Here is an 11,939-nt window from a genome sequence, read left to right on the forward strand (position 1 = left end):
GCCGACCTGCCTCAGCCAGCGACGGAGAGGTACCCACCCTTGAATGCGGCAGCCTCACAGGCAGCGCTCAGCGCACCCCTGGTAGTCGAGTTCCCCTTCACGCGCTCCCTCGGCCCCGTCCAGAGCGCCTTCCTCACCGGCCTCCGCGAACGGACGGTCCTCGGCGTCAAATCGTCGGACGGCCGCACCCTCGTACCGCCCACCGAGTACGACCCCGTCACCGCCGAGGAGATCCGCGACCTGGTGGAGGTGGGCAGCACCGGCACCGTCACCACCTGGTCGTGGAACGCCACCCCGCGCAGAGGACAGCCGCTCCGGCACCCCTTCGCATGGGTGCTGGTCCGGCTCGACGGCGCCGACACCGCCCTCCTGCACGCGCTGGACGCGCCAGGGGGTCCCGGCTCGGTGCGCACCGGCATGCGCGTCCGTATCCGCTGGGCGGAACAGCGCGGCGGCGCCATCACGGACATCGCCTGCTTCGAGCCCGACGACACCAGCGCCCCCGACCACCGCGCGGAGCCGCACAGCGGTGAGTTCGCCGACCCGGTGACGGGCATCGTCGCCGAGGCCCGCCTCGACTACACCTACACACCCGGCCGCGCGCAGACCCGCTACCTCAACGCACTGGCGGAGCACCGCACACTGGGCGAGCGCTGTCCGCAGTGCCGCAAGGTGTACGTTCCGCCGCGCGGTGCCTGCCCCACCTGCGGGGTGCCGACCGGGGAGCAGGTCGAAGTCGGCCCGCGCGGGACCGTCACCACCTTCTGCGTGGTCAACATCAAGGCCAAGGGCCTGGACATCGAGGTGCCGTACGTCTACGCGCACATCGCCCTCGACGGTGCCGGGCTGGCACTGCACGGCCGTATCGCCGGCATCCCCTACGACCAGGTGCGCATGGGCCTGCGCGTCGAGCCCGTATGGACCGAGGGCGGACGCTATCCGGACCACTACCGGCCCACCGGCGAGCCCGACGCCGACTACGAGTCGTACAAGGAGCTGCTGTGACGAGCCGAGCGGGGCACAGCCGCGGAGGGCGCAGGGATGTCGCCGTCGTCGCCTTCGCACAGACGGCGCACGTACGCGCGGCGGAGAACCTCTCCGAGGTCGAGATGCTGATGCCGGTGCTGCGCGAAGTGCTCGACCGGACAGGGCTGTCGGCGGGAGAGAACGACTTCACCTGCTCCGGCTCCTGCGACTACCTGGCAGGGCGAGCCTTCTCCTTCACCATGGCGCTGGACGGGGTGGGTGCCTGGCCGCCGATCTCCGAGTCGCACGTGGAGATGGACGGCGCCTGGGCGCTCTACGAGGCGTGGGTGAAGATCCTCACGGGCGAGGCCGAGACCGCACTGGTGTACTCGTACGGCAAGTCCTCCGCCGGCGATCTCCCGGAGGTCCTCACCCGGCAGCTCGACCCGTACTACCTCGCCCCGCTGTGGCCCGACTCCCCCTCGCTCGCGGCGCTCCAGGCCCGCGCCCTGATCGACGCCGGTGAGACCGACGAACGGGAGCTGGCCGGGATCGCCGCACGCAGCAGGAACGCGGCCGAGGACAACCCTTACGCCCAACTGGGCGGCTCGCCCGGCGCCGACGCCCTGCTGGAGAACGCCTACCTCGCGCAGCCGCTGCGGCTGCACGACGTCCCGCCTGTCACCGACGGCGCCGCCGCCGTGGTGCTCGCCGCAGGGGACACCGCGCGCCGTCTGGCCCGGCGCCCCGCGTGGATCAGCGGCATGGACCACCGGATCGACCCGCACGGCCTGGGCGTACGCGATCTCACCGACTCGCCCTCCACCCGGCTGGCCGCCGAGCGTGCCGGACTGTTCGACCCCGGGGCGCCGCCACCGGACATCGCCGAACTGCACGCTCCGTTCACCTCCCAGGAAGTCGTACTGCGCAAGGCGCTTCGCCTCGGCGAGGACACCGCAGTCAACCCCTCCGGCGGCCCGCTGGCGGCCAACCCCGTCATGGCCGCCGGGCTGGTCCGGATCGGCGAGGCCGCGACACGCGTGTCCCGGGGCGAGGCCGGCCGCGCGGTCGCGCACGCCACCTCGGGGCCGTGCCTCCAGCAGAACCTCGTCGCGGTCTTGGAGTCCGATGTCCTGGAATCCGACGACGGCGGAGCCGAAGGAGAGCACGCATGAGCGGCAAAGAGCCCGTCGGCGTCGTCGGCGTCGGCCAGACCAAGCATGTCTCGGCGCGCCGCGATGTCTCCCTGGCGGGGCTGGTGCGGGAAGCGGCAACACGGGCGCTGGAGGACGCCGAGCTGGGCTGGGCCGACATCGATGCCGTGGTGATCGGGAAAGCCCCCGACTTCTTCGAGGGCGTCATGATGCCCGAGCTGTATCTGGCCGACGCGCTCGGCGCGGTCGGCAAACCCATGCTGCGGGTGCACACGGCCGGCTCCGTCGGTGGCAGTACCGCGCTGGTCGCCGCCAACCTGGCCGCGGCACGCGTGCACCGCACCGTGCTGACCCTCGCGTTCGAGAAGCAGTCCGAGTCGAACGCCATGTGGGGCCTCTCGCTGCCCGTGCCGTTCCAGCAGCCGCTGCTGGCGGGCGCCGGCGGATTCTTCGCGCCGCACGTCCGCGCCTATATGCACCGCACCTCGGCCCCCGGCCATATCGGTGCGCTGGTCGCCTACAAGGACCGCCGCAACGCGCTGAAGAACCCGTACGCACACCTTCACGAGGAGGACATCACTCTGGAGAAGGTGCGCTCCTCGCCGATGCTGTGGGACCCCATCCGCTACTCGGAGACCTGCCCCTCCTCCGACGGGGCCTGCGCCATGGTGCTGACCGACCGCGCCGGTGCCGCCCGCGCCTCGCGTCCGCCCGCATGGGTGCACGGCGGCGCCATGCGCAGCGAACCCACTCTCTTCGCGGGCAAGGACGCCGTCTCACCGCGCGCGGGCAGCGACTGCGCCGCCGATGTCTACCGGCAGGCGGGCATCACCGAGCCGCGCCGCGAGATCGACGCCGTGGAGCTGTACGTTCCCTTCTCCTGGTACGAGCCGATGTGGCTGGAGAACCTCGGCTTCGCCAAGGAGGGGGAGGGGTGGAAGATGACCGAGTCCGGCGCGACCGAGCTCGACGGCGATCTGCCCGTCAACCCCTCCGGCGGCGTACTGTCCACCAACCCCATCGGCGCCTCCGGCATGCTCCGCTTCGCCGAGGCCGCACTCCAGGTGCGCGGCCTGGCGGGCGCACACCAGGTGCCGGGCGCGCACCGGGCGCTCGGGCATGCCTACGGGGGCGGTTCGCAGTTCTTCGCCATGTGGCTGGTCGCCGACGAGCCACCATGCGGTTAGGGCTTGTCATGCAGTGCTTGCCCCCCGCCGTTGCTCTGGGGAGGGGGTGCCCCTGCCCATCGTCCGCAGGCTGCGGATTCCCTGTGCTTGCTCGCGCAGTTCCCCGCGCCCCTGACGGGGCGCGTCCCCCTCGTTTTCCCGGTCCGTTTTCCCCTTGCCGCGCCCTGTCCGAGCGGCCCGGGGCGTGGTTAGGGTGGCGCCGGGACGACGTCGACCGAGAGGAGTACCAGCGTGGCCGACAGCACCATCGGGCAGCCCGAACTCGACCTCAGCCGGGCGCAGTGGCAGTCGAGCAGCCGGGGCACCGGCGATGTCGAGATCGCCTTCGTCGAGGGGTTCGTGGCGATGCGGCACGGCCGCCAGCCCGACAAGCCCGCGCTCATCTTCGATCCGGGCGAATGGCGAGCCTTCGTGCGCGGGGCGCGCGAGGGCGAGTTCGATCTGACGTAACGCGCCCCGACCGCCCACCGGCGCTCCGGCCCGCCGAAGCAGCAGGGCGCGGTCCCGGGCCCTGGGCTGTGCGCCGCTTCCGGTACCGGCTTTTCGTGCTTCCCGTCTTCTCCGCGTACGCGCCGCTTCTGCAGGCGTAAGTTCCGCGCATCCGCCCGAGGAGCGACGCGGGGGACGACGGCGGAAGCGGGGGAAGCGCGGGAGACGGCGAGGGCTGCGGGACCGCGGCCCTGCGAGCGCGCGGGCCTGCACGGTGACGACCTGGCCCTGGCCCGCATCCTCCGGCCGCACTCCGGCCACGCAAGTGCCCCGCCGCCTCGCTGTCCCGCTGCTGCTGCCGGGAAATCCCGCGGGCCCGCGGTAACGGGGCACTGACTGGGGGCGATCATCGGGGGCCACGTACTATTGCGGCATGTCGTTCCTCCGCCGCCGCAGCGCCGCCGTGCCCGCAGGCCCGGACTTCGATGTCCTGGCCATGGACCCGTCCGACTGGCCGGGGAATCTCGGCGCGGGCCTGCTGCCCGCGCCGGACGGCAGCTGTCAGGGCGTCTTCCTCCGCTATGACCTGTTTGGCGGACGCGGCCCCGCGATGATCATCGGCAATCTCCCGGAGGGCTCCCCGGCGCGGGACGTCGCCGAGGGCGAGGTGCCGTTCGAGGTGGCGCAGCTGCTCTCCGCGCTGGAGAACGACGAGCACGTCGAGGTCGTCGGCACCGAGGACGACCCGGTGATGCACGAGGACAACCTGCTGATCGTGCGCCGTATCAAGCTGTCCGAAGACCGGATCTCCTGCGTCCAGTTCGACCGCAGTGACGGCGTGCTGGTCACCATCGCAAGCTGGGACCGGCCCATCACCAACGACCTGTACGCGCTCCTCAAGCCGCTGCCGGCCGAGATGTTCCAGCAGTGAGCCGGTAACCGCACGGAGCGAGGGCGGCAGGCACGAGCGCCGGCCGCCCTCGCGCGGTCAGCGGAGCACCCGGACGTCCTCCGCCTTCACGAACGCCACCCGGTGACCGAGCTGGATCTGGTAGTACCGCTGCTTGCCCCGCACGACCTGGAAGTTCTTCGCGTCGGGGTCGTATGTGGCGGCGTACAAGTACGCGCCCGGCGTCTTCAGGCCCGCCACGTAGCGCTGTCCGGCCGGGACCTTGTACGGCAGCGGTGAGAGCGCCTGTACCGGCACGTCCTTGGGGTACGCGGCCTCTTCCGGATAGGCGCGTCCGTACACCGGGATCTCGTCACGCCCGGCGCGGGGTGTGATCACGGTGCCCTGCCCGGGGACGGCGGTCGGCCGGCCGGTCGGGTTGTGGAACCACGCCTTCTGGCCGAGGTACCAGACGGCCGTCCAGTCCCCCTTCCGGTCCGCGACCGCGTACTGCTGACCGGTGGTCGTCCGCGCACCGGTGTCGTTCACTCCCGTGGTCGAGGGCGAGCCGTCAGGCCGCAGCCCGATGTCCTTGACCAGCGGCGAGGAGGCGTCCGGCGCCTGGTGCAGCCGCACGGCGGAGGAGCCGTGCTCGGGGCAGGGCTTGCCCGCGGACTCGCACCCGGTGAACACTGGCTTGTGCTCGTCGTAGGTCGGCCGGATCGTCACCACGCCCGAAGCCGGTCCCGCCTTGGGGGCGAAGGGCTTGCCCATCAGCGCGAAGTAGTGCTGCCAGTCCCAGTACGGCCCGGGGTCGGTGTGCATGCCCTTGATGCCGGACGTGGTCGACCCCGGCACATTGTCGTGGCCCAGGATGTGCTGCCGGTCCAGCGGGATGTCGTACCGCTCGGCCAGGTACTTCACCAGCCGCGCCGAACTGCGGTACATCGCCTCCGTGTACCAGGCGTCGGGGTCGGTCAGGAACCCCTCGTGCTCCAGCCCGACCGACTTGGAGTTGACGTACCAGTTACCGGCGTGCCAGGCGGCGTCCTTGTTGCGCACGTGCTGCGCCACATGTCCGTCGGACGACCGGAGCGTGTAGTTCCACGAGACGTACTTGGGGTTGGTGACCAGATCGAGGGTCGTCTCGTACGTCGCCTCGGTGTCGTGGACGATGATGTAGTCGATCTTCTGCGACTCGGGCCGCCGCGCCTTGTCGTGGTTGCCGTAGTCCTCCTCGCCGTTGTCGTCGGTCCACTTCTCGTACGGCGCCGGATACCACTCGCAGTCCACGCTCCGCGGGCACTCCGCTCCGCCGTCGGCGCGGCGTGCCCGGTCGGACGGCTGCGGGGTACGCAGTTTCGGCGTGGCCCCGAGGGTGACGGTCTCGCCGGTGTCGGTGGTGCGGTGCTCGCCGGTGCGCAGTACGCCGAACACCTCGTCGGCGAACGCCGTGGAGCTCGGGCTGCCCCGACCGCCGCCCGGGAACGTGGCCACGGCCTCGTACCAGTCGGCCGGATCGGCGCTCAGCGGATGTCCCAGCCGCCGCTGCGCGTCCGCCAGCAGCGCTGCGCCGCCTCGCACGTTCGCCGCTGTCGAGGAGCGCAGCCGGGCGGGGGAGAGCCCGGTCAGCTGTGCGGCGCGCTCCAGCGTCCGCAGCCGGGCCGGCGGCTTCCCCTTCAGCTGTGGCTTCGCGGCCTCCCGGGCGACGCGGGCGGGACGGGCGCTGTCGCCCCTGGCGTCCTCCGTACCGCCGTGTCCCCGCTGCCGGGACGAGGCCAGCGCCGTGCGGGCATCGGTGAGGTGCATGGGGCCGTAGCCGCCGGAGACGCTGGGCGCCCCCTTGTGCGCGTCCCAGCGCGACTGGAGGTACGAGACGCCGAGCAGCAGCTTCTCGGGTACGTGGTATCGGTCGGCGGCAGCCGTGAACTGCTGCTGGAGCGCGTCGTGGCCGGGCTGGTCCGCGGTCGCCTGCGTACTGGCCGCCAGCAGCGGAACCACAAGAGCTGCTGCCGCCGCACCGACCACCGCACGGCGGACGTAACGTCCGGTGGCCTGTCCCGCGGTGCGTCTGTCGCCGCGCTTGTCGCCGCGTCTGCGGCGTCTGTCGCTGCGGCCGTCGTCGGCAGGGGTGCTGTCGGGGTCACGGAAGGAACGTGGCAATGCCGCCTCCTCGGACTGGTGCGCCGTGGGATCACGTGCGCGAGCAGTCCTCAGACGTACCCACTGGCCGACGATCCGTCAATCATGCCGTGCGGTGGGTGGTTTCCGGCGCGGCAACGGAGGACAACAGCGCACCTCGTCCTGGCCGCAAGGCGTGCCGGACACCCGGGGCGTCACCGGTCAGACCGGTGACGCCGCCGATGGCATACCCGGACGGGTGGCCGAGCCGGGTTCAACGGGTGCCGACCGCAGCGCGTACCGCCTTCCGCGCTGTCGCGCAGTCGTCGTGCAACCTGCGCAGCAGCAGCCGCTGCTCCTCGCCCGTCGGGATCCCACCCGCCCGGACCGCGGCGGCGGCCTCTGCCGCCGCCTGCGGGGAGGATTCCCGCATGGTGCGTTGCACCGCCATCTCGTAGGTGCGGATCTCCCGGGTGAGGATCAGCATCAGGTTCACCAGGAAGGCGTCCCGCGCTGCGGGCCCGGCCGCCTGTGCGAGCTGGCTGATCTGACGGCGCGCCAGTGGGGCATCCCCGAGCACCGCCCACAGCGACGCCAGGTCGTACCCGGGCAGATACCAGCCCGCGTGCTCCCAGTCGACGAGTGAGGGGCCTGTCGGACCCAGCATGACGTTGGTCAGCAGGGCGTCCCCGTGGCAGAACTGCCAGGCCACACCGCGCCTGCCGCCGGGACGGCCGGACTGCACCAGTCCGTGCAGCAGTTTCTGCAAGTCGCCCAGATCGCGGTCGGTCAGCAGCCCCTGCTCGTGGAAGCGTGTCAACCGCACCGGATAGTCCAGCGGGCGCTGGAACATCGAGGGCGGCGGCTCCCACTGGTTGATCCGGCGGAACGAACCGATCACGGCCCGCAGATCCGCACGCGGCGGGGCTTCGAACGGGTGCCGCTGCGCCGCCGCCACCCTGCCGGGCACCCGCTCGATCACCAGTGTGCAGGTGTCCGGGTCGGCCGCGATCAGCCGCGGGGTCCGCACGGGCGGACGGTGCCGCACGAAGGCCCGGTAGGCCGCTATTTCGTGCTGGAAACGCTCGGCCCATGCGGGGGAGTGGTCCAGCAGACACTTGGCGATCACGGTGTTGCGGCCCGCGGCGCCGGCCAGCAGTACCGAGCGTCCCCGCCTGCGGAGCAGCTGGACGGGAGTGAACTCCGGGCAGATCCGGTGGATCGAGGCGATGGCGGCACGGAGCTGCGCGCCTTGCGGGCCGGACAAGTCCAGCCTCCCGCTGACGGGTTGGGACACGGTACCGGGCGCGCGAAGATCCATGCGTGCGCCGGTGTACGGCCCGGAGGGGCCCGGTACGCGCACGGGATCGCGCGACGGATCGGGAGCCAGCACAGCCGGGCCCCTTCCGTATGGCTGCGGCGCAGGGGCCGCACGCGGCCGGCGCTGCACGGACACGGGGGATGGTGCTGAATACATGGGCGCGCGAGATCCCTTCGTGTGCCGACGGGTTTCCGCGCCGCCCCGGCTGTCCGCCCGGACCTGAGCACCCTGGGGAATGCGGGGCCGGACAGAACGACCGGGGTGGCGCGTTCCTACAGGACACCGGGGCGCGGGTGGCACACCATCTGGCGGACCCTGGCGAACCCTGGCGAATGCTCTCGGGGCCGCCGTACCGCGTCGTACGGAAGCTACTGTCAATTCAGCCGAGAACCTGGGGGCTTGACGTGAAAAAGGGACCCAACGCACGCCTCGCGGACCTCTTCGCCCTCGCCGGCTGGTCGAAGGGCGAGCTCGCCCGGCTGGTCAACCGGCACGCGGCGGCGATGGGGTACGCGCAACTGGCGACGGACACCTCACGGGTGCGGCGTTGGATCGATACGGGGGAGACTCCGCGCGACCCGGTGCCCAAAGTGCTGGCGTCCCTGTTCACCGAGCGACTCGGCCGTGTCGTGACCATCGAGGACCTCGGGTTCACCAGGCCGGGACAGACAGCTCAGGGGGAACCCGTCGAAGGGTTGCCCCTGCAGTCCGGGCAGATCGCCGCGGTCCTCACCGAATTCACGGGAATGGACCTCATGCTCAACCGACGCGGCTTGGTGGGTGCGGGCGCCGCGCTCGCCGCAGGATCGGCACTCACCAGTGCCATGCACAACTGGCTCGGCGCGGACCCCGCCGGGGCCTCCGCGCAGAGCGCCGGGGGAGGGGCCCACGCCGTCCCGGCCGGCCACTCGTCCTACGACCGTTACGAGGCGGCCCCGGTGGGGCTCCAGGAGATCGAGGCGCTGGAGCACTCCGTCGAGATCTTCCGCGCCTGGGATGCCGCCCGCGGTGGCGGCCTTCAGCGCAAGGCCGTGGTGGGCCAGCTCAACGAGGTGGGCGGCATGCTCTCCTACCACCACCCCGAGAATCTGCAACGCCGTCTGTGGGGCGTCGCCGCCAATCTCGCGGTGCTCGCGGGTTGGATGTCGCACGACGTGGGACTGGAGCCCACCGCCCAGAAGTACTTCATCATCGCCGCGCACGCGGCGCGGGAGGGCGGCGACCGGCCGCGTGCGGGCGAGGCCCTCTCCCGCGCCGCCCGGCAAATGGTGCACCTGGGCCGTCCCGACGACGCCCTCGACCTGGTGCTGCTCGCCCAGTCCGGGTCCGGCCATGAAGCCCTGCCCCGCACCCGGGCGATGTTCAGCACCATCGAGGCGTGGGCGCAGGCATCCATGGGCCGGGGCCAGGAGATGCGCCGTACCCTGGGCCGGGCCGAGGAGCTGTTCGCCTCGGACAAAGGCGATGTGCCGCCGCCCAGTTGGATGCAGATGTTCGACGAGGCGGATCTGCACGGCATGGAGGCGCTGGCCTTCCGTACGCTCGCCGACCATGAGCCGGTCGCTGCGCGGACGGCGGAGCAGCACGCCAAACGGGCGCTGGCGCTCCGCGAGGAGGGGCGGCAGCGCTCCCAGATCTTCGACTACATCTCGATGGCCTCGGCCTGCTTCATCTCCGACGACCCGGAGCAGGCCGACCGCTACGCCCGCCTCGCCCTGCTGTCCATCAACGAGAACTCCTCGCACCGCACCTGGGACCGGCTGCGGGAGATGTACCGGCTCACCGGCAAGTACGCCAAATACGGAAAGATCGAGGAACTGCGCGCGGAGATCCAGGAGGCGCTGCCCCGGGCACCGAAGCCCTCCCGGAGCGGCCGGGGCCTCAAGGATGCCGACGAGTTGCAGCGCGCACCCGGCGACGTCCGGGACATCCGCGGTGCGCGGGGCCCCAAGGGGACAGGGCCCAAGGGGGCCAGGTCCGTGTAAGGCCCCGGTGACGCGGGAGCAGTTGGAGTGAGCTGGAGGGGCCCTGACGGTCGCTCCGGCTCACCGGTTTACGTCACCGGCTTACACATCCGGGCTGGGACTGCGTCACAAGGTCACGCGGGCGACCAGGACGCAGGCGTCGTCTTCGCGCTCCCTGTCGGCGAACTCCTCGGCGACGGCCCGGACACACTCCTGCGCCGAGCCGGCCGCGCCGAACCGAGGGGCGAGGCCCAGCATGCGGACGCTGCCCGCGTGCAGCGCCGACTGGCGGGGTGCGCCCTCGCCTGTCGTGCGGCCCGGAGGTGTCCCTGGAGCGTCGTCGGGCGCCAGCCCGTCGGTGTGCAGCACCAGCAGGTCGCCAGGCTCCAGTTGCTCGGTGCGCTGCCCGTACGTCGCCCCGGAGGTGACGCCCAGCAGCACACCCTCCGGGCGCCGCAGCACCCTTCCGACGCCGTCCCGGAACAGCAGCGGCGGCGGGTGGCCCGCCTGCGCCCAGGTGAGGGTGCACGAGCGCGGTTCGTAGCGACAGCACAGGGCGCTGCCCAGGGACGGCTGAGCCGAGGAGTCGAGCAGTTGATTCAGATGCCCCATCAGGGCGCCCGGCTTCACCCCGGCCAGCGCCATCCCGCGGACGGCGCCCAGCAGCATCGCCATGCCGGAGGTCGCGGTGACTCCGTGCCCGGTCAGATCGCCGGCCGTCAGCAGCGTCGCTCCGTCCGGCAGTTCCATCGCGTCGTACCAGTCGCCGCCGATCAACGCGCTGGAAGCGGAGGGCAGATAGTGCGCGGCCAGGTCGAGTGCGCCGGTGGTCCGTTCGTCGCCGTGCGGGAACCGGAGGGAGCCGCGCCAGGGCGGCAGCACGGCTTCCTGCAGCTCGACGGCGAGCCTGCGTTCGGTCTGTGCGATGTGCCGTTCGTGCTGGAGCGAGTCCCGCGTCTCGCGCACCGCGTGCTCGCTGCGCCGCAGTTCGCTGACGTCCCGCACCACGGCCCACATCGAGGCGGTGCCCCCGACGTCGTCGAGCACCGGCTCGCCGACCATGTGGACCGTGCGCGCCGCGCCGTCGGGCCGTACCAGACGGAACTCCTGGTCGATCGCCCTGCCGTCCACCAGGCAGCCGGTGAACGCGGTGGTGAGCGAGGTCTGGTCCTCCGGGACCACCCAGGAGGGCAGCTCGTCCAGGGAGAGGGGGCCGTCTTCCGCGGTCCTGCCGAAGATCCGGTACAGCTCGGGCGACCAGGACACCGCGTCCGTCAGCAGGTTCCACTCCGCGCTGCCGACCCGGCCGACCAGCTCGGAGGCGGGTCCCTTGCCGGGCGATACGGCGGTGCCGTATGCCGCGCCGGACGTCTCCGCCGTCGCCTTCCCGGGCGGCTGGTCGGCGGACGGCCACGCCCGGGGGGCCTCGGGAGGCATGCCCTCTCGTAATTGGTCGAGCTGGCTGCCGAGGTCGTCGAGTTGGTGCACGGCCAGCTCGCAGAGCGCGCGCTGCCACCGTGTGCGCGGGTCCGCGCCCGAGACCCCAGGGTCCGGTTCGCCCCCTTCGCTCCCGCTTCTTCCCGCGCCTCGTCGCACGGCGTCGAGGCCGCCGCGCAGGGTGCGTGCCTGGGTGATCAAAGCGTCCAGTGTGCCGCGGTCCGGCGGCTGCGGTGATGAGCGGTCCGCATGGAGGTGGGAAGCCATAGAGAGCTCCGATACGGGGGAGAGTCGGTTACGACTGTGGCACAGCCCGCGACTGACCGTAAGGGATTCGGCCACACTCGATGCGGTGGTGCTGCTGTCATATGTCGATGCGGGTCGTCGGCATACGCCCCTGGGGTCGCCGGGTGCGGCGGAATGTTTGCTTCCGGGTAGGCTCCGGTTCTTGACCGGGCACTCGCTCCGAAA

The 11,939-nt window shown here is 71.8% G+C and carries 9 protein-coding genes; 6 read left to right on the forward strand and 3 right to left on the reverse strand.

Annotated elements, in window-relative coordinates; genetic code table 11:
- Positions 1 to 39 precede the first annotated feature (39 nt).
- From ACTWP9_RS31435 to ACTWP9_RS31455, 5 genes are all read left to right on the forward strand, one after another.
- Positions 40 to 1,005, forward strand: a complete 966-nt coding sequence (locus ACTWP9_RS31435; RefSeq protein WP_443249716.1) for a Zn-ribbon domain-containing OB-fold protein — start codon at positions 40 to 42, stop codon at positions 1,003 to 1,005.
- Entirely contained in the window at positions 1,002 to 2,141 is a 1,140-nt protein-coding gene (locus ACTWP9_RS31440) for a thiolase domain-containing protein (protein ID WP_443249717.1), read from the forward strand. Before ACTWP9_RS31435 ends, ACTWP9_RS31440 begins: the two co-directional genes overlap by 4 nt.
- Positions 2,138 to 3,307 carry a thiolase domain-containing protein gene (locus ACTWP9_RS31445; protein WP_443249718.1) on the forward strand — a complete coding sequence of 390 codons (1,170 nt, stop codon included), beginning with the start codon at positions 2,138 to 2,140 and terminating at the stop codon, positions 3,305 to 3,307. Before ACTWP9_RS31440 ends, ACTWP9_RS31445 begins: the two co-directional genes overlap by 4 nt.
- 231 nt (positions 3,308 to 3,538) lie before the next feature.
- Positions 3,539 to 3,757 (forward strand): DUF397 domain-containing protein, encoded by a 219-nt coding sequence (locus ACTWP9_RS31450; protein WP_019356239.1) that lies wholly within the window; start codon positions 3,539 to 3,541, stop codon positions 3,755 to 3,757.
- A 412-nt stretch (positions 3,758 to 4,169) separates the two neighbouring features.
- Complete coding sequence (locus tag ACTWP9_RS31455; RefSeq protein WP_443249719.1) at positions 4,170 to 4,667, forward strand: hypothetical protein; 498 nt, start codon at positions 4,170 to 4,172, stop codon at positions 4,665 to 4,667.
- Between the two features lie 57 nt (positions 4,668 to 4,724).
- Here ACTWP9_RS31455 and ACTWP9_RS31460 read toward each other — a convergent pair whose 3' ends face one another.
- Together ACTWP9_RS31460 and ACTWP9_RS31465 are read right to left on the reverse strand one after the other, a co-directional pair.
- Positions 4,725 to 6,788 carry an N-acetylmuramoyl-L-alanine amidase gene (locus tag ACTWP9_RS31460; protein WP_443249720.1) on the reverse strand — a complete coding sequence of 688 codons (2,064 nt, stop codon included), beginning with the start codon at positions 6,786 to 6,788 and terminating at the stop codon, positions 4,725 to 4,727.
- Between the two features lie 232 nt (positions 6,789 to 7,020).
- The gene (locus tag ACTWP9_RS31465; RefSeq protein WP_443249721.1) at positions 7,021 to 8,223 is read right to left on the reverse strand and encodes an aminoglycoside phosphotransferase family protein; all 1,203 of its coding nucleotides are present in this window, start codon (positions 8,221 to 8,223) and stop codon (positions 7,021 to 7,023) included.
- Positions 8,224 to 8,471: 248 nt separating this feature from the next.
- Here ACTWP9_RS31465 and ACTWP9_RS31470 point away from each other — a divergent pair, with 248 nt between their 5' ends.
- The gene (locus tag ACTWP9_RS31470) at positions 8,472 to 10,052 is read left to right on the forward strand and encodes a DNA-binding protein NsdB (protein WP_443249722.1); all 1,581 of its coding nucleotides are present in this window, start codon (positions 8,472 to 8,474) and stop codon (positions 10,050 to 10,052) included.
- A gap of 105 nt (positions 10,053 to 10,157) precedes the next feature.
- Here the strand turns inward: ACTWP9_RS31470 and ACTWP9_RS31475 are convergent, their stop codons facing one another.
- A complete protein-coding gene (locus tag ACTWP9_RS31475) occupies positions 10,158 to 11,735 on the reverse strand; it encodes a PP2C family protein-serine/threonine phosphatase (protein ID WP_443249723.1) in 1,578 nt (525 codons plus the stop codon).
- Between the last annotated feature and the right edge of the window lie 204 nt (positions 11,736 to 11,939).

The organism is Streptomyces sp. 3N207 (genome assembly GCF_052246355.1).
Classification (GTDB): Bacteria; Actinomycetota; Actinomycetes; order Streptomycetales; family Streptomycetaceae; genus Streptomyces.

What these genes read in the sequence shown, in the direction of transcription:
- ACTWP9_RS31455 (WP_443249719.1), top strand. Translation starts at nt 4,170, where the DNA reads ATGTCGTTCCTCCGCCGCCGCAGCGCCGCCGTGCCCGCAGGCCCGGAC.
- ACTWP9_RS31465 (WP_443249721.1), bottom strand. Translation starts at nt 8,223, where the DNA reads ATGTATTCAGCACCATCCCCCGTGTCCGTGCAGCGCCGGCCGCGTGCG.
- ACTWP9_RS31475 (WP_443249723.1), bottom strand. Translation starts at nt 11,735, where the DNA reads ATGGCTTCCCACCTCCATGCGGACCGCTCATCACCGCAGCCGCCGGAC.
- ACTWP9_RS31445 (WP_443249718.1), top strand. Translation starts at nt 2,138, where the DNA reads ATGAGCGGCAAAGAGCCCGTCGGCGTCGTCGGCGTCGGCCAGACCAAG.